The organism is Arthrobacter zhaoguopingii (genome assembly GCF_009828595.1).
GTDB classification, from domain to species: Bacteria; Actinomycetota; Actinomycetes; order Actinomycetales; family Micrococcaceae; genus Arthrobacter_D; species Arthrobacter_D zhaoguopingii.
Genome location: NZ_WPNY01000008.1, coordinates 165854 through 190633, shown reverse-complemented (window position 1 = coordinate 190633; position 24780 = coordinate 165854). Strand labels below are relative to the sequence as shown.

Here is a 24780-nt window from a genome sequence, read left to right as displayed (position 1 = left end):
TCCCGGGCTGCGCCCGAGGTCTTTGACACTGAAGATCAAAGGCGAACTGAGATCGCTTTTAATGGTGACTCCTGTAGAACATATGACCGACGTATCATCTTAGCCTGAGATCTTCCTCCAGCCCAAAACGCCTCACAGCCCCTCCCGAGCCGGGCCCCCTCTGACGCGGAACGCCGGCCCCGGAGCGGAGCAAGGTGAGGACCCGTTCCTTTTCCGCATCTGAGGGTCTAGCCTCGTATCCATGCCGCATATACGGATTCGGGAGGCCGCCCAGTACCTGGCCGTCAGTGACGACACGGTCCGGCGGTGGATCGACGAGGGAACGCTGTCGAGCCGCCGCTCACCGGGCGGGGTCCTTGAGGTCGACGGCGTCGACCTCGCCCGGCTTGCCAAGTCGCGTGCCGTCACCCCGGAGGATCCCGCCGGGAACTCGAGCTCGGCCCGGAACCGGTTCGTCGGTCTGGTCACCAAGGTTACCGCCGATAAGGTCATGGCCCAGGTCGAGCTGCAGTGCGGGCCCCACCGGGTGGTGTCTCTGATGAGCGCCGAAGCCGCCCGGGACCTCGGCATCGAACCCGGCGCCGTCGCCGTCGCGGTGGTGAAGGCGACAACGGTGATCATCGAAACCCCGCAGGGGCGGCAGCAGTGAGCCCGGCCGTGCCCTCCCCCGCCGCCGGCACGCGCGCCGGCCGGAGGCGGCCGCGGCACAGGCGCGGAGGCGCCGCCGTTCTCGCCTGTGCCCTGGCCCTGACCGGCTGCGGGGGCGGCGCGGACCCGGCGAGCGGGGGCGGGGACACCCTCACGGTCTTCGCGGCGGCCTCGCTGCGGGAGGTCTTCGAATCGCTGGCCGAGGACTACGAGACCCGGAATCCGGGATCGGAGGTTGTGCTGAACTTTGCCGGCTCCTCCGACCTTGCCACCCAGATCGAGGCCGGCGCACCGGCCGATGTCTTTGCCTCCGCCGACGCATCGACCATGGAGCGGCTCGCCCAGGCCGGGCTGATCGACGGCGAGCCCGGAGAATTCGCACGGAACCGGCTGACCATCGCCGTCCCGCCGGGGAATCCCGCCGGTGTGAAGGGTTTCGCCGACCTCGCCGGCGTCCGGCTGGTCGCCTGCGCACCCCAGGTTCCGTGCGGTGCGGCGGCCGCGCGGATCCAGGAGGTCACCGGCGTGCGCCTGTCTCCCGTGAGCGAGGAATCCTCGGTCACCGAGGTGCTCGGCAAGGTGATCTCCGGCGAGGCGGACGCCGGACTCGTCTACGTCACGGACGCCCTCGCCGCGGGAGGTGAGATCGAGGCGGTGCCCATCCCGGAGGCCGCAGAAGTGCCCAACAGCTACCTGATCGGGGCCGTGGCCCCCGATGCGCCGGAGGCCGCCCAGGAGTTCATCAACTCGGCCACCGGCTCTGCCGGGCAGGCCCTCCTGCAGGAGGCGGGCTTCCAGCCGCCCGCGGACCGGCCGTGACCGGCACGCGGCCCCTGACCGGCCCGGAACGGGCGCGGACCCTGAAACCCCGCGCGGGCTTTTCCGGACTGCCTCCCTGGCTCTTCCTCGTGGCCGCGCTCGGCGCTCTGTTCATCCTGCTGCCCCTGGCCGCCGTCGTCGCACGGGTGGACTGGTCCCGCTTCCCCGAACTGGTCACCTCCGAGTCCTCGGTCGCCGCCCTGAAGCTCAGCCTGACCACCTCGGCCGCTGCCACCGCGCTCTGCATCGTGGCCGGCACCCCGATGGCTCTGGTCCTGGCCCGCAGCGCCTTTCCCGGCCAGCGGGTGCTGCGCGCGCTCGTGCTGCTGCCCCTGGTCCTGCCTCCGGTGGTCGGCGGCATCGCCCTGCTTTACACCTTCGGACGGCAGGGCCTGCTGGGCGGCACGCTCAGTGCCCTCGGGGTGGAGATCGCCTTCTCGACCACCGCCGTCGTCCTCGCCCAGACCTTCGTCGCGCTGCCCTTCCTCGTCCTCAGCCTCGAGGGGGCGCTGCGCAGCGCCGGCGGCCGGTATGAGGCGGTCGCCGCGACCCTCGGCGCCTCCCCCACCACGGTGCTGCGCCGAATCACTCTTCCCCTCGTCCTCCCCGGGCTCCTCTCAGGAGCCGTCCTGTCCTTTGCCCGGGCACTTGGGGAATTCGGAGCGACTCTGACCTTCGCGGGCTCCCTGCAGGGCGTCACGCGGACCCTGCCGCTGGAGATCTACCTCCAGCGGGAGACCGACCCCGACGCCGCCGTCGCGCTCTCGCTCGTGCTGGTGGCCGTCGCCGTCCTCGTCGTCGGCCTGGCGCACCGGTCCTCGGCCCCGGCGGTGCGCTGATGGGATTCGCCCTGCAGGCCGCGGTTCATGCCCGCGGGTTCGACGTCGCACTGTCGATGGGCGACGGCGAAACGCTCGCCGTGCTGGGCCCAAACGGGGCAGGAAAGTCCACGCTGCTCGCCCTCGCCGCCGGGCTCCTGCGGGCCGACACCGGGAGTGCGGAGCTCGACGGGCGGAGCCTGTTCGGCCCGCGCTCCTTCCTCCCGCCCCACCGCCGCGGGGTCTGCCTGCTGCCGCAGGACCCCCTCCTCTTCCCCCACCTGAGCGTGCTCGACAATGTCGCGTTCGCGCCGCGGAGCGCCGGGGAATCGAGGGTTGCTTCCCGCGCGTCGGCACGGGGGTGGCTGGCCGAAGTCGAGGCCTCCGAGCTAGCCGACAAGCGCCCGGGACAGCTCTCGGGAGGCCAGGCGCAGCGGGTAGCCGTGGCCCGGGCCCTGGCGGCCCGCCCGTCCCTGCTGCTGCTTGACGAGCCGCTCGCCTCCATCGACGCCGCCGCCGCTCCCGGCCTGCGGCGGATGCTGCGGCGGGTTCTGGCAGGGCGGAACGCGGTGATCGTCACCCACGATCTTCTCGATGCGCTGATCCTCGCGGACAACGTCACGGTGCTGGATGAGGGCAGAATCGCCGAGACCGGCAGCACCCAGTCGGTATTGGAGCGGCCCCGGAGTTCCTTCGCCGCCGGCCTGGCCGGCCTCAATTTCGTTCCGGGCACCTCCGTGCCGTCGGGGCTGGTCGATGCCGCCGGACGCCGCCTTGAGGCGGTCTCCGAGACTCCACTGCCCGCTGGGGTTCCCGCCGCCGCGGTGTTCAGCCCGCGGGCGGTCTCGGTGTTTCCCGCGGCACCCGCCGGAAGCCCCCGCAACGTCCTTCGGGTGTCGGTGACGGACCTGGAGCCGCACGGGGAGTTCGTCACGGTGCGGGCGGGGCACCTCAGCGCGGAAATCAGCACCTCCGCCGCGGCCGAACTGGACCTGGTTCCCGGCTCCGAGGTGTGGTTCACCGTCAAGGCGACGGCGGTGACGCTGTACCCGCTCTAGGCACCCTGCGGCCGGTGCCGAAGCGGGTGCTCCTCTGTGCGCGCCGTTCTGCCTGCCCGCTAGGAGGCGGTGGGTCGAGCCATGCGGTCCAGAACGGTGCCGGGCACATACGCGGAAATGTCCCCTCCCAGGGAGGCGACTTCCTTCAGCAACGTTGATGAAACGTGGAGGAAGCTGCTCTCTCCGGGCAGGTAGACGGTTTCCACACCGGTCAGCTTCCGGTTCATCGTTGCCATGGGCAGCTCGTAGTCGAGATCGTGGCTTGAGCGCAGGCCCTTGACGATCGCAACGGCACCGCGGTCGCGGCAGAACTCCGCCAGCAGGCCGTGACCCATGAACTCCACGGTGACCCCCGGCAGGTGGGCGAGCGCCTCGCCCGTGATCTCCAGCCGCTCCTCGAGCGTGAAGCGGTACTTCTTGGAGTAGTTCGTGGACACGGCCACCACCACCTCGTCAAAAAGACCGGCGGCACGCGTGATCACCTCCACATGACCGTTGTGGATGGGGTCGAAGGATCCGGGGCAGACGACTCGGCGCATACTCCTAAACTACCCACCCGGTCCGCCGGCCAGAGGCTCCCGCCACGCTGGAGCGGTAATACTTGTCCCTATGACGTCCTCCTTTTCCTCCCCCGGCCGCTCCGCGCAACAGGCGGCAGAACCCTGGCAGCGGACGGCCCTCGGCGCCAACCTGCTGGGCCCGGACGGCGCGCTGGGCGTCACGATCTTCGAGGAGATCACCGCCCTGGCCGCCGCTCACGGGGCGATCAACCTCGGTCAGGGTTTCCCCGACGAGGACGGCCCGCCCGAAATCCTTGAGGCGGCCCGCGCGGCGATCGCCGCCGGGGCCAATCAGTACGCTCCGGGGCGCGGCGTGCCCGAACTGCGCGCAGCGGTCGCGTCCCACCAGGAGCGGTTCTATGGGCTGACCCCCGATCCCGAGACGGGCGTCCTTGTCACCACCGGCGCCACCGAGGCGATCGCGGCCGCCGTCCTCGCTTTCGCCGGGCCGGGCGATGAGGTCCTGACCTTTGAACCGTTCTATGACTCCTACGGAGCCGTCATCGGCCTCTCCGGAGCACGCCACACCACCGCACCGCTGCGGGCCCCGGACTTCCAGCCCGATCTGGAGGCCCTCGAGGCGGCAATGAGCAGCCGGACTCGAATGCTGCTGCTCAACAACCCCCACAACCCCACCGGTTCGGTCTTCACCCGGGAGGCGCTCACCCGGATCGTCGAACTGGCCGTGCGCCACGACGTCCTGCTGGTGACAGACGAGGTGTATGAACACCTGACCTTCGGCGGCACGCATATCCCGGTGACGTCCCTGCCCGGGGCCGCCGAGCGGACCCTGACCATTTCCTCGGCAGGCAAAACGTTTTCCGTCACCGGCTGGAAGGTCGGCTGGCTGACCGGCCCTGCGGACCTCGTGGCCCGCGTGCGCACCGTCAAATCCTTCCTGACCTACAGCTCCGGGATGCCGTTCCAGGGCGCCGTCGCCCGAGGACTGGGCCTGCCCGACGCCTACTTCACGAGGATCGCCGAGACCCTGCTGCGGAAGAAGGACCTGCTGTCCTCCGGGCTGGCGGCAGCCGGGTTCCGGGTCCATGCCTCTCAGGGCACCTACTTCGTCCTCGCCGACTGCGCCCCGCTCGGGGTGGTGGACGCGATCGACCTGGCCCGCCGGCTGCCGGCGCTGGTGGGTGTCGCTGCGATTCCCGTGCCGGTCTTCTGCCACCCGGAGGGAGCCGAGCGCACGCGGTCCCTGCTCCGCTTTGCCTTCTGCAAGAAGTCGGAGATCCTCGAGGATGCCGCCGGGCGCCTGGCCTCTCTGCCGGGGAAGCTGTGACCGCTGACGGCTCGGTGCCCACCCGCTGGCTGCGCGGGGTGGGTGCCCACGCGGAGATCGACGAGGATGCCTTCCTCGACGGCGCCTACATCCTCAGCATCGGCGGAGCACAGCAGTCCCACGTCAACCTCGCCGAGCCCGGCCAGGTGTTCTATGAATACCTCCGCCGGATCGCCAATGTGATCGATGTCGTCCGCCCGCCCGGGGAACCCCTCCGGGTGCTCCACCTCGGGGCCGGCGCACTGACCCTCGTGCGGTACGTTCAGGCGACCCGGCCCGGCTCCGCGCAGACCGCGGTGGAGCTTGAGCGTGAACTCCTCGACTTCGTCCTTGAGCACCTTCCCCTGCCCGCGGGGACGAAGTGCCGTTTTGTTCTCGACGACGCGGCGGCGGCGCTCGACGGGCTGCCCACGGCGGGTTTCGATGCCATCGTTCTTGACGTCTTCGCCGGAGCGGACGCCCCTGCCCACCTCACCGAGGCACCGTTCTACCGGCGGCTCCTTGAGCTTGCGGCACCCGGCGGCGTCGTCCTGGTCAATGTGGGCGATGATCCGCCGCTCGCCTTCGCCCGGAGGCAGGTCCGCACCCTGGCACAAGAGGCGCAGGGCATCGCCGCGCTGGGCGAAACGGCGATGTTCACCGGCCGCTATCCGGGCAATATCGTCATCGCCGCGCTTCGAGAGCCGTGGCCCGCGGATTGGACCGGCCGCCTGCTCGCCGCAGGCCCCCACCCGGCCGCCGTGCTGGCCGGTCCGGACCTCGACGCCTTCGCTTCGGGGACTGGTGGCTGAAGCGCGGTCCCGCCCGGCCGCGGCACGGCGGATCCGCCCAAAGGGGGTAGCAACGCCGGGCCGCCATCGGTTCAATGTGTGCTCCACCCGGGGCACCACCTGTCGATGGCGAGAAATGTCCCAAGATGGTTTGATGGAGCAAGCGGGCGATCCGCTGCCATCCAAGGCTGGCCTCCCAAGGGAGAATGCGGTCGTGATGGATCGTCAATCGGTGCCCCGGGCTCACACCCGAAAGCCCGAGTGAAGGAAATTACCTATATGAATGAAGCAAGCGCGAATGAGTCAAGCCGGATGGCTCCCGAGGAAAACTTCCCGGAAGACCTCACCGTCCTTGACGGCAGTGAAGTAGCAGTCCTCAACAGCAGGGTCCACCGGGCCATTGACTCCGAGTACATCGAGTTCGGCCTCCCCGACCCTGAATCGCAGGCACGCCTTGCCGAGCTGACCGAAGAGCTCGACCGCCGGGACGAAACAGGTGCTCGAACGGCGTCAGCCGCGAAGGACCAGGCAGCCGGCGCGTAGCAGCAGTTCCCGGCACACAAGGTGATCGGCATCAGGGTCAAGCAGCGGCCCGAATGTCCCTCCCCCGCCCCCCCAACGTCCCGGCCATTCCCCACCGCCGTCGACGCCGCCTCTCACAGGCGCTCCCTCGTCTCCACGCCGCATTCCGCCGCATCCCGTACCGTCTCCCACGCCGGAGTTGCCTTAGGTCCGATGCGCGCGGTAATTCCGAGGCCCCCGCCCGGCCGGCCCACCCCCGTTCTCCCCGGCCCCACCAGCCCGTCTCCTGCCCCCATTCCGGCTGACTTACTCACGGTTTCCCCTCGAGTCCCATCCTTTGGCCGAGTGACGGCGAATACAGGTCGACCCGGCGAAGTAACCGGGAGCACGCCCTTACGATGAAAGGGCGGAATGTCCGTTCGTCTCCGCCCCGGCCCTGCCCAGTCAGGAACGAACACACGGGTTAGGTGCGGATAAGAAGCGGCGAGCAGACCAGGAGGCAGAGTGAGCGCACCGGCCGGGTCCCGCTTCGTCCGCTCCTCCGTGGTCGCTGCCCTGATCCTGTTGTTGAGCACGTGCTCCCACCTGATCGGCGGAGGCACCCTTCCCGGCCCTGCGATCCTGCTCCTGCTCGCCGCCCTTGTCCTGGCGGCAGTCACGGCCGTCTCCAGACGTGCCCTGTCCTTCCCCGCGCTGGCCGCAGTCCTGCTCTCCGGGGAACTGGCACTCCACACCGCTCTCACCGCACTGACGGGCGGCCAGGCCTGCGCGGGCGCATCACCGGTGCAGCACCACGCACCGGCAGCGGTGGGTTGCCAGCCGCTGACCGGGCAGCTTGCGGAGTCGGTGGAGCCCGGTGGCACGGCGATGCTGGTGGCACACGCCTGCGCGGCGGCGCTCCTCGCCCTCCTCATCTCAAAGGGCGAGGCGGCGCTCGAACTACTGGCCGCATGGCTGCGCCCGCTGACCGGCACGCTCGAGGCGGCCTCGGTCGTTCCCCCGCACGCCCGCGGGAGTGTCGCCGCGCAGCCGGCGCCGCGCCTGCGCCGGCGCGACGCGTCGGTGCCGCCGCTGCGAGGGCCGCCGGCGGAGTCCGCGCTGCCCCTCCTGCCTGCCTGAAGAGCGGTTGGAGCTGCGGCGCCCCGAGCGTCCTCCATCCCCGCCGGACAGAGATCCGGCTCCCGAAAGGCACATCATGACAACTTCTACCTTCCTCACGCGCGCCCTCTGCACCGGTACGGCCACCGTCGGCCTGATGGCCCTAGGTGCAGGGGCGGCACTGGCCCACGTGACGGTGGCGCCAACCAACACCACTGAAGGCGGATACTCCCAGCTGACCTTCAGCGTTCCCAACGAGTCCGAAACCGCCGGGACCAACAAGGTCGAGGTAGCCCTTCCCGCCGAGACCCCGTTCACGGCGGTCCGGGTCAAGCCGCTCGAGGGCTGGACGGCCGAGGTGATGCGGGGTGAGCTTCCCGAGCCGGTCACGGCCGAGGACGGCGTCACCCTCACCGAGGCACCGCTCTCCGTCGTCTGGACTGCGGAGGAGGGGGCGGAGATCTCCCAGAACGAATACCAGACCTTCTCCATCTCCGTGGGGCAGCTTCCGGCGGCGGGGACAGTGGTGAACCTTCCCGCGACGCAGCACTACACAGACGGCTCAACCCGGGCCTGGGACGAGCCGGCCGCAGAAGGCGAGGAGGAGCCCGAAAGCCCCGCCCCCGCCTTCACCACGACGGCCGCCGAGGAAGGCTCCGGGCACGGGGCTGCGCACTCGGCCGGAGCCGGCGGCGCCTCGGGGGACGATGAGCTCGAACCTGCGGCAGCGGCCGAACCGGCAGGGTCCTCGGCGGGCTCGGCCGCAGGCTGGGTCGGCCTGGGCGCCGGCCTGCTCGGCCTGGCAGCCGGAGGAACCGCGCTCCTTCGCACCCGCCGGATGACGGAGGACCGCCGGACGCCGTAGGCGCGCCGGCGTCGAAATACGGAAGCGCTTCCTGCAGCACCGGACGGTGCTGCCGGGAGCGCTTCTAACTTAGGCGGGTTCCGCGAACCACAGGCGCGTCTCCCCGTACTTTTTCTCCGCGAACCGCTCAAGGCCCTCAGGCCAGTGCGGTTCCGGGGAGCGCGCGGAGCGTTCCAGCACGACGACGGCGCCCTGCGAGAGGTGCGGCACGAGCGAGGTGAGGATGGCCCCCAGCGGAGCGTCCTGGAGCGGATACGGCGGATCGAGGAACACCAGGTCCCAGCTGAGGTCCTCCGCGGCCCGGTCGAGGTAGGTTTCCACCTTCGTCCGGTGCACCCGGGCGGCCGTCCACCCCAGCACACGGTTGACCAGATCCGCATTCCTCTGCGCCACCGCGGCGGGCTTCTCCGCTGACTCCACAAGGTCCACGGTGGCCGCTCCCCTGCTGGCGCTCTCGACACCGAGGGACCCCGAACCCGCGAAGAGGTCGAGCACGTGGGCGCCGTGGATGGCGTTATACGCCTCAAGCCGCGAAAACAGGGCTTCCTTGACCCGGTCCGTGGTGGGTCGGGTCCCGGTCCCCGGCACGCTGGTGAGGGTTGAGCCGCCGGCGGCTCCGGCGATGATGCGCGTCATGCTTTCACTCTAACCGCGTTCCAGGAAGGCTTCCTTTTCGGGGTTGAGGTACAGCTCGATGGCGAGGGCGAGCCCGGGGTACTCGGTCAGGTCCGGATCGGCCAGCACGACGTCCTGCGCGTCCGCGCGTGCCTTTTCGATCAGGGCAGCATGCTGGATCACCTTGAGGAACCGCAGCGCCGAGTGGCCGCCGGACTGGGAGGCGCCGAGGATATTGCCCTCGCGCCTGAGCTCGAGGTCCTTCTGCGAGAGCTCGAACCCGTCCGTCGTCGACGCGACGGCGGCCAGGCGCTCCCTGCTTGGGTGGTCCGGCTCGAGCCTGGTGACCAGCAGGCAGGTTCCCGCGTGGCCGCCTCGGCCCACCCGTCCGCGCAGCTGGTGAAGCTGGGAGATGCCGAAGCGGTCGGCGTCCATGATGACCATGAGCGTCGCGTTCGGCACGTCGACGCCCACCTCGATAACAGTGGTGGCGACCAGCAGCTGCAGGGCGCCGTCGTTGAAGCGCGCCATGACGTCGGCCTTGTCGGCCGGGTCCATGCGCCCGTGGAGCATCCCGATCGAGACCCCGCGCAGCTGGGGTGCCTCCTGAAGGGACTCGAAGAGTTCGGTGACGCTGGTGAGGTCCGACGCCGGAGCCGCCGCTCCTGCCGGCTGATACAGCTCCAGCGCCGTGGGGTCGTCCTCCTGGCCCGCGGAGTCCCCGATCTTCGAGCACACGACGTAGACCTGCCTCCCGGCGTCGATCTCCTCACGGGCTCGCGACCAGATCCGGTCGATCCACGCAGGGTGCTCTGCCAGGCCCACCTCGTGGGTGGTGATGGGAGACCTGCCTGCGGGCAGCTCGGAGAGGGTCGACACCTCAAGGTCCCCGAAGACGGTCATGGCAACGGTGCGGGGAATCGGGGTGGCTGTCATGACGAGGACGTGGGGTGAGGCGGAGGCCTTGGAGCGTAGGGAATCGCGCTGCTCGACGCCGAAGCGGTGCTGCTCATCGACGACGATCAGGCCAAGGTCAAAGAACTGCACGTTCTCTGACAGGAGCGCGTGGGTCCCGATGATGATGCCCGCCTCCCCCGAGGCGGCCTCGAGCATCGCACGACGCCGCTGAGCGGTGGGCAGGGACCCGGTCAGGAGCACCACCCGGGTGCCGTCCGCGGCGCCGCCGAGCATCCCGCCCTCGGCCAGGGGCCCAAGCGTCCGGGTGATCGACTGGTAGTGCTGCGCGGCAAGGACCTCGGTGGGCGCCAGGAGCGCCGCCTGGCCCCCGGCGTCGATGACCTGGAGCATGGCCCGCAGCGCCACGAGGGTCTTCCCGGATCCGACCTCGCCCTGGAGGAGCCGGTTCATCGGATGGTCCCGGGCCACTTCCGCGGCGAGGGTGTCCCCTACCTCCTGCTGTCCCCGGGTGAGGGTGAACGGAAGCCGGGCATCGAACTGATCCAGCAGGCCGCCCGCCTGCGGCGGCCTGCTGGTGGCCTCCTCCCGGGCGGTGAGGGCCCTGCGGCGCACGAGGGCCGACTGGAGCACGAACGCCTCCTGGTAGCGGAAGCGGTGCTGGGCGCGGTAGGCCTCCTCGATGACGGTGGGCCGGTGGATCAGCTCGTACGCCTGGGGCAGGGTCATCAGCTTTTCCCTGCGGGCGACGGCCTCGGGCACCGGATCGTTGAGCTGTTCCCTGTCAAAGGTGTCAAGGATGGTGCCCACCGCGAGCGCGATCCGTTCGCTGCTGACCTTCTCGGCGGCGGGATAGACGGGAATCGGTTGGTTGATGTAGTCCGGGTCGTCGTCGTCCTCAAGCAGGACGTAGCTGGGATTGGTGAGGGAAAGCTTGCTGCGGTACACCGTCACCTTGCCCGAGAACATGGCGCGGACGCCCGGACGCAGGTCCTTCTCGGCCTTGTACCCATTGAAGTAGGTGAGATTCATGCCACCGAGGCGGCCGTCGGCGTCGTCCGTGATGACGACCTCGAGCAGCATCCCCTTGCGGGTGTGCATCCTCCGCGAGTTTGCCGACTGGACCCGCGCGATGAGGGTGACTTCCACGTCGACGGGCACGTCGGCAATGGGGGTGAGTTCGCCGCGCTTGAGGTAATTGCGCGGGAAGTGGTTGAGCAGCTGGCCCACAGTGAAGAGATTGAGGTGTTTCGCCAGCAGCTTGGCCAGCGACCCAAGGCGACGATCCAGCGGAACATCGAATTCCGCCTGCAACCTACTGTCCATGGCCCTCAAGGACCGGCTCTCCGGCGGCGTCGTCGTCCGACGAGGAGAGCTGGGTGAGCGAGATGTTGTCGGGGTTTCCGGCCTCGTGGATTAGCTTGAGGGCGGGCTCGGGATCGACGACATGCACGTGGACGCGCCAGCGGTAGCCCTCCTCGACCTCGGTGACGGCGCTCATGATGACGGAATCGCCCAGCTCGTCAAGGTGCAGCCGGAGCGTGGCGGCGTCGAGCGGGCTGAGGTTCATCGTGAACATGATCTCCACCCCGTCGGTGTCGGCTCCGCCGTGGATGTGGGGTGCTTGGATGTCGTAGCCGTGGAGTCCGTCGAGCAGTTCGTCCTGCAGTTCCTCGCCCAGGGACGCGGCGCGCAGGGCGTCGAGGATGAGCAGGAAGCCAACGCCTCCGGCGTCGACCACACGCGCCTCGGTGAGGGCCCCAAGCTGGCTTTCGGTATCGACCACAGCTGCGAGTGCGCACTCGACGGCGGCCTGCAGGGTCAGGGCGAGCGCATGGTTGCTCTCGTCGGTCTCATGCTCGCCTGCCGTCTTGGCCGCTCCGTGGGCTGCGGCCTCAAGCACGGAGAGCATCGTGCCGGGCACGGGGTCGCTCAGGGCGGACCAGCTGCGGATCTGCGCCCGGTGCATTGCGGCGGCGAGGAGGCGGGAGGTGAGCCGGGTGGTTCCCTTCAGCGGCTCAGCGACGGCACTCAGGAAGACGGCGATGAGGGTGCCGGAGTTGCCGCGGGCGTCCTCCATGGCGGCCCGGCCTGCGATGGCCAGCAGCTCACCGAGGTCGGTGGTTTCGGCGTCGTGCACCGCCCGGGCGGCAGCGCACACGGTGAGGTACAGGTTGGTGCCGGTGTCGCCGTCTGCGACCGGGAAAATGTTGATGGCGTTGAGGCGGTCGCTGTGATTGCCGAGGGACTCTTCGGCGTTGCTCAACCATCGCTTCATCGCTGTCGCGTTCGCGGTGATCTTAGTGTGCAAAGTGATCCCATCCGATCGAAGCCGGAGCCTGCAACCCAACCGTCACACGGGGCGTCCCTGCCGATATCGAGCCTACCGCAGTAAAACGGGAAGGAAGCGTAATTTCCGGGCCGAAGACCGCCAGTAGACCGTGATCCTCGCCTCCGCCGAGTACCCACTCCAGGGGATTTTTTCCGAGCAGGCACCCCGCCGTCCGGAGGGGTTCAGCGAGCCCGCGCAGCACCTCCGGGTCGAAGTCGATGGCGACCGAACTGGCCCTGGCGATCCGGCCGGCGTCGCGGATGAGACCGTCGGAAATGTCGAGCATGGCACGGGCACCGGTCCGCGCGGCTTCCGGCCCGGCCTCAAGGGGCGGCTCGGGGCGGCACTGGGTGGCGATGAGGCCCAGCTCCTCCTCGCCGAGGTCTTCAAGGGCGGTTCCCGACTCGAGCAGGGCGAGGCCGGCGGCAGCCCGGCCTGCGGTCCCCGCGAGCGCGACGACGTCGCCGGGTTGGGCGCCTGAGCGCAGGACCGGGGCGCGCCCCTCAAGCGTGCCAGTCACCGCGGCTGTCACCACGATTTCGGTGCCGCCGCCCAGATCGCCACCGATGACGCCGCAGCCGGTGGCCCCCAGCTGCTCGATCGCGTCGGTCAGGCCGTCGGCGAGGGCCTCGACCCACTCCACGGGAACGTCACCGGGCAGGGTAAGGCTGACCACCATAGACGTGGCCCGGGCGCCCATGGCGTTGATGTCGCTGAGGTTTTGGGCGGCACACTTCCAGCCGACGTCGTACCCGGTCGTCGCGAAGCCGTTCTCGCGCAGCAGGCGGAAATCCTTGTCCTGGACCAGGGTGTCGATGGAAATCACGGTGCGCCCGTCGGGAGCGGCGAGTACGGCTGCGTCGTCGCCGGGGCCCACCACTGCTGTTTCCGCCTGCGCGAGGCGCGGGAAGATGCGTTCAAGCAGGGCGGACTCGCTCAACTCTCCGACTGTAAGTGGCACTGTTCCACCGTAAGGGGTGATGGTGACGATTCCGTGAATGGGTACTAGCTGACGGGTGCGCCGGAGGAGGTTCTTGATACCGGAAGCCGGTTCAGAGAGCTCCGCTACGGCGATCCGGAGAAGAGCGGGAGCGACCCCAGCGAATCGTTGCTTAGCGCTTCAGCCACCTGGGCGATCCCGGCTTCATCCTTAACCACGATCGACTGCCCGTCGGCCGAGGTCCCAGTGCCCAGGGTCGGGAGGGTCGAGAACTTCACGTCTCCTGACCGGACGTTGCGGAGCGACACGGCTAGGCCACCAATGGCCGCCGCATCGAGGTCTTCGTCAACGCTGACGTACGGGGAGATTTTGGATACGACGTTCGCGACTTTTCCGGGATCGGTCAATGTGTCGGCGCTGAGGACTTCACCGAGCACTGCCTTCACAAACGCCTGCTGATTCCTGACGCGTTGGTAGTCCCCATCGGAGAAGGCATACCGTTCGCGGACGAATTTCAGGGCAGACTCACCCTGGAGCGTGACCGGCCCCTGTGCGAAGAACTCGCCGTCGGCACCGCTGGATTGGAAGGCTACGGGGTTGTTGACCTCAACGCCGCCCAGCGCATCGGTCAAGCCCTTGAATCCTTCGAAGTCGATGATTGCAACGTGGTCGACGGGAGCATCGAGAAGAGTCTCCACAGTCTCAACCACCAGGGGCATTCCCCCGAGTGCAATCGCCGAATTGATTTTATTTTCGCCGTGCCCCGGAATCTCCGTCCAGGTATCGCGAAGGATCGACATGACGAAGATGTCATTCCGATCGGCGGGAATGTGCATCAGCATCATCGTGTCGGAGCGTCCATCGGAGCCTGTTTGGTCCGGAGCCACACCTGCGGCACGCGAATCGCTCCCGAGGAGAAGGATATTGAGGGAGCCCTCCGCCGTCGGCTCAAGCGAGGGCCGCTCACCTGTGGGGAACACAGAGTCAATGGTGTCGCTCTTCGAGTTGAACGTGTTCGCGAGGTTGAAGAGGTAGCCGCCGGCGACAACCGCAGCGACTACAACCAGCCCCGCCAGAAGCAGCAGGGTGAGGCGGACCGGGTGCTTCTTCTTTGGCCGCGCTCTCGAAACGACAGATTCGTGCTCAAAATCGTACCCGGACACCGCACATCCCCTCACCCTCAAGGCCAGCCCTCATGCTACCGGCAGGGATGCGAACAGGGTGACTTAAGGGGCAGCGTCGAGGGGTCGCCCGCCCGAACTCCGGCCTCAGGACCCGGCCCGGCGCCGCCGCACTCCGACGACGATCGTTGCGATCGCCGCGAGCAGCACCAGCGCTCCGACCGCCCACACCAGGGGTGCCCGCGAAGAGGCGAGTTCCGCCTCCACGGCTTCGGGTGATGCCGACGGGGTCGGCCTGCTCGTCGGTGTTTCGGTCGGTGTCGGGGAGGTCGACGGCACAGGCGCCTCAACCGTTGGGGCGGGAGCAGAAGGCGTGGCCGGGGCGGGTGTTTCGGACGCGGTCGGCGTCGGCGTCGCTGACGGCTTCGGCGTCGGCGTGGGTTCCGGCGAGGCGGGGGCTTGATGATCGACCTCGGTCACCTCGCCGGTGGTCTTGTTATACAGCAGGTTCGTGTAGATCAGCGACCCCGGAAGCAGCAGGTATCCGGTGGTCGGCTCAATCAGGTATCCGGTCGGCGGATGGATCAGGTAGCCCGTATAGCTGTCGATGGCGAACCCGGTGGCCGGGTCGATCTTTGGTGACGGGTCCGGTGCGGGAACCGGCGGAGCGGGTTCGTGAAACTGGCCGTTGGGCGGGGGCTGCTGCTGGGAGGTTGCCAGGACGGGGTTGACCCCCGCCATTGCCAGCAGTCCGAGTGTGAGGGCTGCTGTCGCTGAACGACGCATAACTGATTGTGAGACCATCTGACTTCCCTGATCGCTTGGACGGGCCCGCCGTTGCCGTGCCGGAACCGGTGGCGCCGTCCGTCCCTGAACGAAGCCTACTGCCCGGCAGGCGCGGGCCGGGGCCGCCGTGCCGCGTGTCGGTGAAGGAGCTATTAGGGTTGAAGCATGCCTTCTCTTACTCGGTTCCTGCGCAGTGCGGTGCCGCTTGCGGCGGTGCTCGTGGGAACGGCCGCCTGCGCACCCGTTGTCGATGTCGATCCCGCCGCGGACGCCCAGAACCCTGCGTGTGCCGAGGTGATGGTCGCCCTGCCGCCGGACGTGGCCGAGCACTCGCAGCGGGAAACGAACAGCCAGGCAACCTCCGCCTGGGGCAACCCATCAAAGGTGGTGCTGCGCTGCGGCGTCGAAGTGCCCGGACCCACCACCGATGCCTGCGTCTCAGTCAACGACATCGACTGGGTGCTCAGTGAGGGCGAGACGGCCTGGACCGCCACCACCTACGGGCGCGAACCGGCCGTCGAGGTGCTTTTCGACCCCGAGGAGGTCGCTTCAAGCACAGTCCTGGTGCAACTAGGCGACCCCGTGTCCAAAATTGACCAGACGCGGAAGTGCATTAGCATTTCCGACCAACTCGACCTGCCGGCTGACGGCTGAGGATGACGGGTGGCGATGAAAGCCGAACAGCTCACTGACCCCTGCACTTACCACGGCGAGGGGGCGTATTGGGACGCCCGAAGCCGGTCGCTGTTGTTTGTCGACATGTTGGAAGGCGACGTGCTCGTGCGGAGCGCCGACGGCTCCCTGGCGCGCCACTCGGTCGATGCAAAGGTGGCGGCGGTGATCCGTGGGCGCGAGTCCGGCGGATACGTCATCGGCGTGGAAAAGGGGTTCGCCTTCGCCGATGCGGACTTCAGGGTCACCCCGGGCCCGGTGGCCTTTGACGACCCGGCAATCCGGATGAACGAAGGCGGTTGCGACCCCCGCGGGCGCTTCCTCTGCGGCTCGATGGCGTGGGAGGGCGACTTTGGGGCCGGCACCTTGTTCAGTCTTGACTCGGACCACTCCATCTCGACGGTGCTGCGCGGGGTGACCACCTCAAATGGACTGCATTGGAATCCGGCGGGCGACACCGCGTTCTATTCGGACACCCCAACCCAGCGCATTGACGCGCTGGATTACGACCTACCTACGGGCCGGATCAGCGGCCGGCGCACCTTCGCCGAAGTAGACCCGGAGCTGGGCTCCCCCGACGGCATGGCCATCGACGAGGACGGCGGGCTGTGGGTTGCCCTCTACGGCGGCTCGGCCGTAGCGCACTACGACTCCGACGGCGTCCTTCGCGGGACGGTCGAGGTTGGCGCCTCCCAGGTGACGTCGTGCGCGTTCGGCGGGGACGACCTCGGCACCCTCTACATCACGACATCGCGCCAGAACCTCGAGCCTGGCGCCGAGCCGGCAGCGGGTGCGCTTTTCGCGGTGGAAGCCGGTGTGAAGGGCGCACCGCTCCCTCTATTTTCCGGCTAGTTTCCGGCTCGTCCTCCTTCTGGTTGTTGGGCGAAGAATGTCGGTGGGGGATGACATTCTTGGGTTATGGAAAGGGCAGGCTCCCTCGATTCGGGGGTGGATCCCCCAGCGCAGGACCCCGGGTGGCTTGAGGCGGCCGCGGAGATCCTCGGTGCCGGGTTCCTCACCGGCGGCGCCCCGGACACCGCCGGGCTCGATGAGGCGATCGGCGGGCTGCAGGCCATGGCGCGGCTGAAGAACTGGGCCGATGCCCAGACCGTGAGGTTCACCGAACGGGTCCGGATCCTCACCGAAGAACACCTCCAGGAACGCGGCATGCAGGCCGGCTCCCTGGCCGATACCCTGGCCGCCTCGGAGGTCGCCTGCGCCCTGCGGATCCCCGAGCGCACCGCCGGGTCCCTGATCCAGCACGCCTTCGTGCTCACCGGACATCTCCCTGCGACCCTCGAGGCCCTGGAAACCGGGGCCATCTGCTGGCGGCACGCGCTCACCCTGGTCGATGAGTGCGCCGGGATCCCGGACTTCGCCCTGCCCTACTTCGAGCAGAAACTTCTCCCCGTCGCGAAGGATACGACGGCCGCGCGGCTGGCGTATCGGGCCCGCCGGCTGCGTGCGGAGATGCATCCGGAGGCCATCAGCAAGCGGACCCAGTCGGCGCAGACGAACCGTCGGGTGGAGTTCCACCCCGACGACGACGGGATGGCCTGGCTGAACGTGTACCTACCGGCGGAAAAGGCAGTGGCCATCGACGGGCGCCTGACCCGGCTCTCCCGGGCGCTGCAGTGCCCCGAGGAAACCCGGACCCTCACCCAGCTGCGCACCGACGTCCTCACCGACCTGCTCACCCACACCTGCCCCGGCCCCGCAAACACCGCATCCCTTCCCGCGGGTGCCGCCGGAGCGGGCAGTGCAGATGCGGCCCGGGCGGGCGCGGGCAGCGCAGATGCGGACGGTACGGGTAGGGTTCCGGGCCGGCCGGTTGAGCCCCACGGGTGGAACGGGATCCAGGCCCAGGTGCACGTCACCGTCCCGGTGCTGACCTTGCTCGATGTCGATGACGCCCCCGGCGAACTCGAAGGCTACGGGCCCATCGCCCCGGACCTTGCCCGCCGCCTGGCCGCCCACGCCCCCTCCTTCACCCGGCTGCTGACCCACCCCGAAACCGGAGCGGTCCTCAGCGTCGGCCGGGACACCTACACGGTGCCGGCAGACCTGAAAAAGTGGCTGCGTGTCCGGGACCGCACCTGCCGGCACCCGGGCTGCAACCGCTCGGCCGCCTCAACCGAACTCGACCACACCATCCCGTGGTCCCGGGCCGGCACCACCGCCCACAACAACCTGGCCCACCTGTGCCGCAGGCACCACATGCTCAAGAGCGAAGGGCTGTGGCACTACGAACAACCCCAGCCCGGAATCATCACCGCAACCTCCCCGGCGGGGCGAAGATACCGGACCCTGCCCGAACCCGTCCCCGGCTAAGGAGGGCCCGGTGGACGGGGGTGGCTCGGTTGGATTGTGCGGTTGAGGCCGGCTGGGGACTCATCGGTTGCGGGCGGCTAGGAGGGGTGAAGTGGCTCCGTCGTTTCGAATCTTCTATTGACCGACTTCCTTTTGTGGACAATTGCATGGGTTCTCACTCTTGTCGGCCGACCTAGTGCTCCTAACGGTCCAGCGGTGTCGTACAGCCGATGCCTGAGGGATTTTCGAGGCAGTCATCCGCTACTGAATGTGCTTCAGTGCGCCAGATGCTCATGAGGTGGGGAGCCGACGGAACTTCCGCCTGACCCGCTATGGGCTGGAACGGAGCCCCGTCGACCGAGTAGTCACCGGCAAAGAACGTCGTCAGTGTGACGTTGTAGTCACCGGTGTCGAGATATTGATGGCTTGTCGGGGTCTCCGTGTTGAAGGCGTCGCCTTCGGCTGGTCCGCCAGGGACGGTGGTGGTCGTACTGGTTCCGTCCCCGTAATCCCATAGGTACGAGACGGGCCAGGCGCGAAGGCGGATCTGGGCGTTGCGGAAGTCGAACGTGAATTCCTGTTCCTGCGCCTCGGCATACACATTCGAGTGAGCGTTCTTTAGCCCGAAGTTAAGCGGCTGGGAAAAGACGACGGACGGAGCAATCGGCTGACTTTGGAACTCGGCAATCGTGATGACGATCGGTTCGGCGGCGGGCTCCCCGGCCGTCGGTGGTTCGGGCACTTCACCGGGATAAATGCACGTGTTGCGGCCGGTCCTTGTCTCGCTGGGTGGATCGGTGCGGCGATCGACTTGAATCCATTCGACGAAAACACCGTCGGGTTTGGCATCGCATTGATCGTTCAGCAGGACGCATCGGGCGGGATCGAGAGCTTCGTCGGTTCGACTGGTGCAGACGCGCTCATAGTAGTAGTCGATGCCATCGTCGACCGGAAGTGCGGCAGGGGCTTCTGCGGGGGTTCCCAGTGCTCCCTCACGTGGCATAGCCCCGCCGGCTTCGCTCCGGATGATGTTTCTCGCACTAACTTCATTCTCGTCGAAAGCTACTCCGGACCCATCTGCAGAAGCGCTTGCAGGATTGGCTAGTAGGAGTGCGAGCGCGGAGAACCCCACCCCTACCCGCACCCTGAAGTCCGTCATGTTCCCTCCGGAGGACCAAAATCAAGCATCACCCACCGGCCGTCTTCCCAAAGAGCGATAACAACGTCTATCGATTCCTGGCGGGGCTCAGATGTACCTTCCAATAAGCCGTCCTCAGAGATGGTCATGGCTGCGGTCTGGTTTACCTCGACGAAAGAGCTAATCGATCCCTCTATGTTCGGAACGAAGTCGGTAGTGAAACTTCGCACCTCAGCTTCGGCTCCAACAATCCATCCACCAGACTTGTAGTGTTCATTCACCGCGGCGAGGACGTTCCGACACGTCCCGCACCCGGGATCGGTGACCTTGGAGAAGGTTTTCCAATCGTTGGTGGCGTATCCGTAGTTGAACAACTCAAACCAGTACCTCGTGAAGGCCTCGAGTCCCTCCTTGCTGTTCTCGTCCGCGAGCGCCGGCTTCGTTGGTACTGGAATGTTGGCAGCCGGACCATTCGACGATGCAGGAGTGGGTTCCGGTGCGGCGGTGGCTTGACCACCTGAGGGAGCAGCCGATGCCGTTGGCGCTTCCGAAACAGCAGCCGAGGTTGGAGCAACGGAGGTTGGAGGAGAAGTTGTCTGCTCCTCGTCCGGGTCGCCCTGGCATCCACTGAGCATCACTGTCCCGGCGACGAGCACCACGAGCATGCGGAACCGGAAGCGGTCGGCGGTTGACGTCCGGTTCATGTGAGCCCCCAAGGTGGTGCGGGCAATGGCGGATAACGCATGATCAGCCTAATCCCCGGATGGCAGGGTGGTCCCGATATCCACAGATCTTTCGTCTAACTCGCGCTGGGTGAGCCGAAATCGAGCATCACCCAACGGTTGTTCTTGTGCACTGCAATGGTGATGCTGCGCGTCGGCGGAAGCGCATCGGAGACAGCTGCCTCCCGACCGGACTTATCGAGGTACTTCAGTTCGGTCTGTTCGAGTTCAACGTATGACGAGATGGGCCCCTGAGCACCCGGTTCACCCGACGTGGAGATCGAATTGACAGTGATCCTGCCACCCGTGATCCATCCACCACTCTCATAGTGCTTCCGCACCTCCCCGATCACATTGGTGCAGGTATCGCACCCCCTGTCGGTGACCGTCTGCAGAGGCACCCAGTCGTTGGATTCATATCCATAACTCAACAACTCAAACCAGTACCGGGTGAAGGTCTCCAGCCCGATCTGCGACTCGGCGTCGATCCCCGCGGGCTTCTCAGGCGGCTGGAGGTCCGCAGCCGGACCGGCAGTCCCTGCTGTCGAGGACGCCGACGGACCAGCCGCTCCGCCACTGGCAGGAGGCGAATCGCCGGCTTCCGAACCCTGACAGCCTGACAGGAGCAGGGAGCCAACGACGACGACGCCCACACGCTGCATCCGCCTGCCCCGCAATGATCGCAGTGGGCGCACCGCAACCTCCAGCCCTGACTCGGATGTACCTTTGGCGGCTGTGATCCGGCCGCACCGGGTAAGCACTTTCAGATTAGTGGGCGCCGCACCACCGAGGCAGGGCGAATGACGGTATGCAAGAAGATTAGGTAGCCCGATTAGGGGTTTCGGGAACGCACCGGTGATCGGAGGCGGATTGCCGGTCCGCCTCCGCCGGCAAAGCCACCTACAGGATCGGCTGACCGCCGGTCACCGCGATACGTGCTCCGGACACGTAGGACGACTCGTCGGAGGCCAGCATCACATAGACCGGAGCCAGTTCCGCAGGCTGCCCGGCCCGCTGCATCGGCACCTGCTGGCCGAAGCTTTTCACCTCTTCCTCCGGCATCGTGGCGGGAATCAAAGGTGTCCAGATCGGTCCGGGCGCCACACTGTTCGCCCGGATCCCCCGCTCGGCCAGCAACTGCGCCAGCGACGCCGTCATGTTGGCGATCCCGGCCTTGGTCACGGAGTAGGGAACAAGGGTCGGCACCGGGTTGTCGGAATTTATCGAACTTGATCCGATGATGGATGCTCCGGGCCTCATGTGCGGCAATGCCGCCTTAGTGAGGTGGAAGAACGCGCTGAGGTTGATGGCAATGGTCCGGTCCCATTCCTCATCAGGGGTCTCTTCGATGGACTCACGGCTCATCTGGAACGCGGCGTTGTTGACCAGGACGTCGACCCGGCCGAACTCTTTCACCGCCCTGGTGATGACGGCCCTGCAGTAGGCGGGGTCGGCCAGGTCGCCCGGGAACAGCACTGCTTTCCGGCCGGCCTCCTCCACCCACCGGGCGGTGTCCCTTGCGTCTTCCTCCTCCTCTTCGAGGTAGCTGATGAGCACGTCCGCACCTTCGCGGGCATAGGCGATGGCGACGGCCTTCCCAATGCCGCTGTCCCCACCGGTGATGACGGCAGCCTTCCCTTCGAGCCTGCCCGACCCCCGGTAACTCTCCTCGCCATGATCAGGCTTGGGATCCATCGCGGCGGTGGTGCCAGGAGGCGTCTGCTGCTGGGCTGGCTGGCTCATTGGTGCTCCTCGCTGATGAGTGGCGTTTCCAAAATCGTTTGCAGAACAACCCTAGGCATCACCACCGGTAATTTGGAAGCACACTTAGTATTTAAGCATGACCCAGTCGACAGAAGGCGGCCGCCATGGTGTCAACGGTGGAGTACATCCTTCCCCTGAAGTGGACAGGAGAGGGGCCGATCGCCGAATTGGCCGACTACCTGGCGGCACTTCCGGACTGGGTCGAGGTCACTGTCGTTGACGGCTCTCCGCAAAACTGGTTCGAGCGACATGAGCGGGCGCTCCCCCCACGGGTCCGCATTCTCCGCCCCGACGCCTCCAGCACGGGCAACGGCAAGGTGATCGGCGTGCTCACCGGCGTGAGGGCGGCCCGCCATGATCGGCTGATACTGGCCGACGACGACGTGCGCTACAGCGCCGAGCAGCTTCGCGAGGTGGTATGCCGGCTCGACGACGCCGACCTCGTCCGTCCTCAGAACTACTTCCGCGAGCTGCCCTGGCATGCCCGCTGGGACACTGCACGCTCCCTCATCAACCGGGCCTTCGGCTCGGATTACCCCGGAACGCTTGCGGTCCGCCGGAGCATCCTCGAGGCGACCAGCGGATACAGCAGCGAAGCACTGTTCGAAAACCTTGAGCTGATCCGAACCGTCCATGCCGCAGGCGGCCGGGAGGCAAGGGCCGACGACGTGTTCGTCGCACGCATCCCGCCAACGGCACGCCATTTTCGAGCCCAGCGGATCCGCCAGGCGTATGACAGCTTCGCCCAACCCGGCCGCCTCGCAGCCGAGCTAGCCATCCTGCCGCTGGCCGCCTGCGCCGCGCGACGCCCTCACCGCCTCCTGGCGGGCATGGGCGCCCTGATCGCACTGGCAGAGGTGGGACGCCGACGGCAGGGGGGACGGCCGGTCTTCCCTCCGACCTCCGCCCTATGGGCGCCGCTGTGGGCCCTGGAACGGGGGCTCTGCATCTGGCTGGCCGTCCTGAGCAGGTTGCGGGGCGGCGCACCCTACGCCGGCGGACGCATGAGACTCGCCGCGCACTCCAAGGCGTGCCTGGGACGCCGTCACGCACAAGCACACACCCGACCGCGACAAGGAGCGGAAGCTCAGTAGACTGAGTAACAACCGAGCAGCCACCACGCGGGACCAGCCTGAAAGGAACTGACATGTCAGACACCCTAGGAAGCTCCACCCCTGAGCCGGCCGGCAACTTCGAACGCGACCCCTCCGACTGGGTCACCGGCGACGAACCGATGACCGATGCGCAGCGAAGCTACCTTGATACGCTCGCCCGGGAGGCAGGCGAAGAGATTCCGGCCGATATCTCCAAGGCGGAGGCGTCCGAGCATATCGACCGCCTGCAGCAGAAGAGCAAGCGACTCTCCGACTCCTAGGTCTCAGACTCACAAACAGCCGGACAGGCCCCCTCCGCCACGTGGCAACCCACGCTGGTGGCAGCGCCCGTCCACCGATGGGCGTCCCGACCGGTGAGCCCTGTACGCATCCGCGGGCTTACTGGTCTTACTGGGCTTACCCGGGCCCACCGGGCACGATGGCGCCGGGCGTACATCTCCGAGCGGACAGCAGCGCCAGCCGTTCGACTACGAGCGGACCGCAGCCCCGGCCTGGTCCCGTGCTGCGGCGAAGTTGAACTCCGTGCAGATGTCCTGGCCGAAGACGAATCTCCGCACCGGTGCTGTGCGTGCCTCGGCGAGCGCATCCGACCCCTCGAACCGCACACCGGGCACGCCGTCACCGACAAGCAGGGGCGCCGTCGTCAGGTAGAGACGATCCAACTCACCCGCCGCAAGGAAGGCGGACACGGTGCGGCCTCCGCCTTCGACGAGCACCCTGTCCAGCCCCTGTCCGCGCAGCAGCCCAAGGAGTTCCACCGGCTCAAACTGCCTGGGCTGCAGGCGAAGGATCCGGACATGAGCGGCCACTTCGTCCGGCACCTGGGCGTCGGTTCCAACGAGCCAGAGGGTGGGAGCGGCGCCGTCGGTGAGGATCCGGGATTCCGGCCGGACGCGCGCCGTGGGGTCGAGCACCACCCGGGTCGGGTTTGTTCCCGGAACGTCCCTTACGGTCAGCAGGGAGTCGTCGGCGACCACGGCGCCGGCACCGATGACGACGGCGTCGACCAAGGCCCGTAGACGGTGCAGGTGGATGCGGTCTTCGCGGGCATCGGCGACGGCGCCCTCGCCGCTGCGCGAGGCAATGAAGCCGTCGAGGCTCTGCCTGAGCTGGGCCAGGACGACCGGGCCCTCAGCTGCCGCGAGATACCCATAGCGGTGGACCAGGTCCTCAGGCTCCCCCACGAGCGGGGCAGCCGGCACCCTGCCGGCGGTGAGTTCGCCCCACGTGTCACTGGCCGGAGCGGGATCGTGGCGCATGCGCAACCGCTTCGTGGCGAGATACGCCGCGTTCTCAGCACGGTCGGGCACTGCGAGGTTCAGGCGCTCGGCGACAGAGATTCCCAGGTCTTCCAGCGCCTCCTGCTTCGCGGGGTTCCCCGAAAGCAACCGGATCTGGTCCACGCCGAGGTCCTGGAGAATTTCGGCCGCCTGGTGGTAGCTGCGCGAATCGACAGGCAGGCCAAGCGAGGTATTGGCGTCAACGGTGTCAACGCCCTGGTCCTGAAGGGCGTAGGCCTTGAGCTTTGCGAGCAGTCCGATCCCCCGGCCTTCATGGCCTCGGACGTAAACGAGCACCCCCCTGCCTTCATCGCTGATCGCAGCGAGTGCCGCGTCAAGCTGCTCGCCGCAGTCGCAGCGGAAGGAACCGAACGCGTCCCCTGTCAGGCATTCAGAGTGGACCCGCACCAAAGGCGCGGATCCGGCAGGCAGGGGCTCCCCGGCTGCCGTCGTCACATCATCGATCCCGCGCACCAGTGCGACGTGTTCGGTGTTTTCGGCGTCTCGGTATCCGACCATACGAAAAAGACCGTGCCGAGTGGGAAGCACCGTCTCGGTGACCCGCTCGACCGTTGAGGGAACGAGAAGCGGATCGAACGAAAAAGCCATGAATCAACCTTAGTC

Annotated in this window: 26 protein-coding genes; 14 read left to right on the top strand and 12 right to left on the bottom strand. The window is 67.6% G+C overall.

Going from position 1 to position 24780, the window contains the following annotated elements:
* Positions 1 to 241 precede the first annotated feature (241 nt).
* Genes GVV86_RS12350 through GVV86_RS12335 form a run of 4 tightly spaced genes read left to right on the top strand, consistent with a single transcriptional unit; the run spans position 242 to position 3343 of the window.
* Positions 242 to 649 carry a TOBE domain-containing protein gene (locus GVV86_RS12350; RefSeq protein WP_159801599.1) on the top strand — a complete coding sequence of 136 codons (408 nt, stop codon included), beginning with the start codon at positions 242 to 244 and terminating at the stop codon, positions 647 to 649.
* Complete coding sequence (gene modA, locus GVV86_RS12345; RefSeq protein ID WP_246669871.1) at positions 646 to 1467, top strand: molybdate ABC transporter substrate-binding protein; 822 nt, start codon at positions 646 to 648, stop codon at positions 1465 to 1467. The genes GVV86_RS12350 and modA overlap by 4 nt, the downstream gene beginning before the upstream one ends.
* A gap of 41 nt (positions 1468 to 1508) precedes the next feature.
* Complete coding sequence (locus GVV86_RS12340) at positions 1509 to 2306, top strand: ABC transporter permease (protein WP_159618578.1); 798 nt, start codon at positions 1509 to 1511, stop codon at positions 2304 to 2306.
* Positions 2306 to 3343, top strand: a complete 1038-nt coding sequence (locus GVV86_RS12335) for a sulfate/molybdate ABC transporter ATP-binding protein (protein WP_159801601.1) — start codon at positions 2306 to 2308, stop codon at positions 3341 to 3343. The genes GVV86_RS12340 and GVV86_RS12335 overlap by 1 nt, the downstream gene beginning before the upstream one ends.
* A 59-nt stretch (positions 3344 to 3402) precedes the next feature.
* Here GVV86_RS12335 and coaD read toward each other — a convergent pair whose 3' ends face one another.
* Positions 3403 to 3882 carry a pantetheine-phosphate adenylyltransferase gene (gene coaD, locus GVV86_RS12330; RefSeq protein ID WP_159801603.1) on the bottom strand — a complete coding sequence of 160 codons (480 nt, stop codon included), beginning with the start codon at positions 3880 to 3882 and terminating at the stop codon, positions 3403 to 3405.
* Positions 3883 to 3952: 70 nt separating this feature from the next.
* Here coaD and GVV86_RS12325 point away from each other — a divergent pair, with 70 nt between their 5' ends.
* From GVV86_RS12325 to GVV86_RS12305, 5 genes are all read left to right on the top strand, one after another.
* Positions 3953 to 5191: an aminotransferase class I/II-fold pyridoxal phosphate-dependent enzyme gene (locus GVV86_RS12325; RefSeq protein WP_159801605.1), complete on the top strand. Its 1239-nt coding sequence runs from the start codon at positions 3953 to 3955 to the stop codon at positions 5189 to 5191.
* Entirely contained in the window at positions 5188 to 5982 is a 795-nt protein-coding gene (locus tag GVV86_RS12320; RefSeq protein ID WP_246669872.1) for a spermidine synthase, read from the top strand. The genes GVV86_RS12325 and GVV86_RS12320 overlap by 4 nt, the downstream gene beginning before the upstream one ends.
* 258 nt (positions 5983 to 6240) lie before the next feature.
* Entirely contained in the window at positions 6241 to 6504 is a 264-nt protein-coding gene (locus GVV86_RS12315) for a hypothetical protein (RefSeq protein WP_159618297.1), read from the top strand.
* Between the two features lie 483 nt (positions 6505 to 6987).
* On the top strand, positions 6988 to 7602 hold the full coding sequence (locus tag GVV86_RS12310) for a hypothetical protein (RefSeq protein ID WP_159801607.1): 615 nt from the start codon (positions 6988 to 6990) through the stop codon (positions 7600 to 7602).
* Positions 7603 to 7678: 76 nt separating this feature from the next.
* The gene (locus tag GVV86_RS12305; RefSeq protein WP_159801609.1) at positions 7679 to 8446 is read left to right on the top strand and encodes a YcnI family copper-binding membrane protein; all 768 of its coding nucleotides are present in this window, start codon (positions 7679 to 7681) and stop codon (positions 8444 to 8446) included.
* Between the two features lie 69 nt (positions 8447 to 8515).
* Here GVV86_RS12305 and rsmD read toward each other — a convergent pair whose 3' ends face one another.
* From rsmD to GVV86_RS12275, 6 genes are all read right to left on the bottom strand, one after another.
* Positions 8516 to 9082 carry a 16S rRNA (guanine(966)-N(2))-methyltransferase RsmD gene (gene rsmD / locus GVV86_RS12300; RefSeq protein ID WP_159618302.1) on the bottom strand — a complete coding sequence of 189 codons (567 nt, stop codon included), beginning with the start codon at positions 9080 to 9082 and terminating at the stop codon, positions 8516 to 8518.
* 9 nt (positions 9083 to 9091) lie between these two features.
* On the bottom strand, positions 9092 to 11302 hold the full coding sequence (locus GVV86_RS12295; protein ID WP_246669873.1) for an ATP-dependent DNA helicase RecG: 2211 nt from the start codon (positions 11300 to 11302) through the stop codon (positions 9092 to 9094).
* Positions 11292 to 12254 (bottom strand): DAK2 domain-containing protein, encoded by a 963-nt coding sequence (locus GVV86_RS12290; protein ID WP_159618586.1) that lies wholly within the window; start codon positions 12252 to 12254, stop codon positions 11292 to 11294. The genes GVV86_RS12295 and GVV86_RS12290 overlap by 11 nt, the downstream gene beginning before the upstream one ends.
* Before the next feature lie 22 nt (positions 12255 to 12276).
* Positions 12277 to 13248 carry a thiamine-phosphate kinase gene (locus GVV86_RS12285; RefSeq protein WP_246669972.1) on the bottom strand — a complete coding sequence of 324 codons (972 nt, stop codon included), beginning with the start codon at positions 13246 to 13248 and terminating at the stop codon, positions 12277 to 12279.
* A gap of 125 nt (positions 13249 to 13373) precedes the next feature.
* On the bottom strand, positions 13374 to 14411 hold the full coding sequence (locus GVV86_RS12280; protein WP_159801611.1) for an LCP family protein: 1038 nt from the start codon (positions 14409 to 14411) through the stop codon (positions 13374 to 13376).
* A gap of 105 nt (positions 14412 to 14516) precedes the next feature.
* Complete coding sequence (locus GVV86_RS12275) at positions 14517 to 15173, bottom strand: hypothetical protein (protein WP_159801613.1); 657 nt, start codon at positions 15171 to 15173, stop codon at positions 14517 to 14519.
* Between the two features lie 147 nt (positions 15174 to 15320).
* On the opposite strand from GVV86_RS12275, the gene GVV86_RS12270 reads away from it, so the two are divergent.
* The 3 genes from GVV86_RS12270 to GVV86_RS12260 all read left to right on the top strand — a co-directional run bounded on the left by GVV86_RS12270 (position 15321) and on the right by GVV86_RS12260 (position 18158).
* Positions 15321 to 15809 carry a DUF3515 domain-containing protein gene (locus GVV86_RS12270; protein ID WP_159618308.1) on the top strand — a complete coding sequence of 163 codons (489 nt, stop codon included), beginning with the start codon at positions 15321 to 15323 and terminating at the stop codon, positions 15807 to 15809.
* Between the two features lie 15 nt (positions 15810 to 15824).
* Complete coding sequence (locus tag GVV86_RS12265; RefSeq protein ID WP_159801615.1) at positions 15825 to 16679, top strand: SMP-30/gluconolactonase/LRE family protein; 855 nt, start codon at positions 15825 to 15827, stop codon at positions 16677 to 16679.
* 66 nt (positions 16680 to 16745) lie between these two features.
* Positions 16746 to 18158 carry an HNH endonuclease gene (locus tag GVV86_RS12260; protein WP_159802965.1) on the top strand — a complete coding sequence of 471 codons (1413 nt, stop codon included), beginning with the start codon at positions 16746 to 16748 and terminating at the stop codon, positions 18156 to 18158.
* A gap of 181 nt (positions 18159 to 18339) precedes the next feature.
* Here GVV86_RS12260 and GVV86_RS12255 read toward each other — a convergent pair whose 3' ends face one another.
* The 4 genes from GVV86_RS12255 to GVV86_RS12240 all read right to left on the bottom strand — a co-directional run bounded on the left by GVV86_RS12255 (position 18340) and on the right by GVV86_RS12240 (position 21740).
* Complete coding sequence (locus tag GVV86_RS12255) at positions 18340 to 19140, bottom strand: PKD domain-containing protein (protein ID WP_159802964.1); 801 nt, start codon at positions 19138 to 19140, stop codon at positions 18340 to 18342.
* A 152-nt stretch (positions 19141 to 19292) separates the two neighbouring features.
* Positions 19293 to 19979, bottom strand: coding sequence for a DUF6318 family protein (locus GVV86_RS12250; protein ID WP_159802963.1), 687 nt, complete (start codon positions 19977 to 19979; stop codon positions 19293 to 19295).
* Between the two features lie 95 nt (positions 19980 to 20074).
* Positions 20075 to 20659 (bottom strand): DUF6318 family protein, encoded by a 585-nt coding sequence (locus GVV86_RS12245; protein WP_159802962.1) that lies wholly within the window; start codon positions 20657 to 20659, stop codon positions 20075 to 20077.
* A gap of 238 nt (positions 20660 to 20897) precedes the next feature.
* Positions 20898 to 21740 carry an SDR family oxidoreductase gene (locus GVV86_RS12240; protein WP_159618320.1) on the bottom strand — a complete coding sequence of 281 codons (843 nt, stop codon included), beginning with the start codon at positions 21738 to 21740 and terminating at the stop codon, positions 20898 to 20900.
* A 125-nt stretch (positions 21741 to 21865) separates the two neighbouring features.
* On the opposite strand from GVV86_RS12240, the gene GVV86_RS12235 reads away from it, so the two are divergent.
* Both GVV86_RS12235 and GVV86_RS12230 read left to right on the top strand, forming a co-directional pair.
* Complete coding sequence (locus GVV86_RS12235; protein ID WP_159802961.1) at positions 21866 to 22855, top strand: glycosyltransferase family 2 protein; 990 nt, start codon at positions 21866 to 21868, stop codon at positions 22853 to 22855.
* Positions 22856 to 22908: 53 nt separating this feature from the next.
* Entirely contained in the window at positions 22909 to 23136 is a 228-nt protein-coding gene (locus tag GVV86_RS12230) for a DUF3072 domain-containing protein (RefSeq protein WP_159618324.1), read from the top strand.
* Between the two features lie 207 nt (positions 23137 to 23343).
* On the opposite strand, the gene ribA is transcribed toward GVV86_RS12230, so the two are convergent.
* Positions 23344 to 24765, bottom strand: a complete 1422-nt coding sequence (gene ribA / locus GVV86_RS12225) for a GTP cyclohydrolase II (protein ID WP_159802960.1) — start codon at positions 24763 to 24765, stop codon at positions 23344 to 23346.
* Positions 24766 to 24780: the final 15 nt, after the last annotated feature.

What these genes read in the sequence shown, in the direction of transcription:
- GVV86_RS12350 (WP_159801599.1), top strand. Translation starts at nt 242, where the DNA reads ATGCCGCATATACGGATTCGGGAGGCCGCCCAGTACCTGGCCGTCAGT.
- GVV86_RS12335 (WP_159801601.1), top strand. Translation starts at nt 2,306, where the DNA reads ATGGGATTCGCCCTGCAGGCCGCGGTTCATGCCCGCGGGTTCGACGTC.
- coaD (WP_159801603.1), bottom strand. Translation starts at nt 3,882, where the DNA reads ATGCGCCGAGTCGTCTGCCCCGGATCCTTCGACCCCATCCACAACGGT.
- GVV86_RS12325 (WP_159801605.1), top strand. Translation starts at nt 3,953, where the DNA reads ATGACGTCCTCCTTTTCCTCCCCCGGCCGCTCCGCGCAACAGGCGGCA.
- GVV86_RS12315 (WP_159618297.1), top strand. Translation starts at nt 6,241, where the DNA reads ATGAATGAAGCAAGCGCGAATGAGTCAAGCCGGATGGCTCCCGAGGAA.
- GVV86_RS12305 (WP_159801609.1), top strand. Translation starts at nt 7,679, where the DNA reads ATGACAACTTCTACCTTCCTCACGCGCGCCCTCTGCACCGGTACGGCC.
- rsmD (WP_159618302.1), bottom strand. Translation starts at nt 9,082, where the DNA reads ATGACGCGCATCATCGCCGGAGCCGCCGGCGGCTCAACCCTCACCAGC.
- GVV86_RS12295 (WP_246669873.1), bottom strand. Translation starts at nt 11,302, where the DNA reads ATGGACAGTAGGTTGCAGGCGGAATTCGATGTTCCGCTGGATCGTCGC.
- GVV86_RS12290 (WP_159618586.1), bottom strand. Translation starts at nt 12,254, where the DNA reads ATGAAGCGATGGTTGAGCAACGCCGAAGAGTCCCTCGGCAATCACAGC.
- GVV86_RS12275 (WP_159801613.1), bottom strand. Translation starts at nt 15,173, where the DNA reads ATGGTCTCACAATCAGTTATGCGTCGTTCAGCGACAGCAGCCCTCACA.
- GVV86_RS12270 (WP_159618308.1), top strand. Translation starts at nt 15,321, where the DNA reads ATGCCTTCTCTTACTCGGTTCCTGCGCAGTGCGGTGCCGCTTGCGGCG.
- GVV86_RS12265 (WP_159801615.1), top strand. Translation starts at nt 15,825, where the DNA reads ATGAAAGCCGAACAGCTCACTGACCCCTGCACTTACCACGGCGAGGGG.
- GVV86_RS12260 (WP_159802965.1), top strand. Translation starts at nt 16,746, where the DNA reads ATGGAAAGGGCAGGCTCCCTCGATTCGGGGGTGGATCCCCCAGCGCAG.
- GVV86_RS12255 (WP_159802964.1), bottom strand. Translation starts at nt 19,140, where the DNA reads ATGCCACGTGAGGGAGCACTGGGAACCCCCGCAGAAGCCCCTGCCGCA.
- GVV86_RS12250 (WP_159802963.1), bottom strand. Translation starts at nt 19,979, where the DNA reads ATGAACCGGACGTCAACCGCCGACCGCTTCCGGTTCCGCATGCTCGTG.
- GVV86_RS12245 (WP_159802962.1), bottom strand. Translation starts at nt 20,659, where the DNA reads ATGCAGCGTGTGGGCGTCGTCGTCGTTGGCTCCCTGCTCCTGTCAGGC.
- GVV86_RS12240 (WP_159618320.1), bottom strand. Translation starts at nt 21,740, where the DNA reads ATGAGCCAGCCAGCCCAGCAGCAGACGCCTCCTGGCACCACCGCCGCG.
- GVV86_RS12235 (WP_159802961.1), top strand. Translation starts at nt 21,866, where the DNA reads ATGGTGTCAACGGTGGAGTACATCCTTCCCCTGAAGTGGACAGGAGAG.
- GVV86_RS12230 (WP_159618324.1), top strand. Translation starts at nt 22,909, where the DNA reads ATGTCAGACACCCTAGGAAGCTCCACCCCTGAGCCGGCCGGCAACTTC.
- ribA (WP_159802960.1), bottom strand. Translation starts at nt 24,765, where the DNA reads ATGGCTTTTTCGTTCGATCCGCTTCTCGTTCCCTCAACGGTCGAGCGG.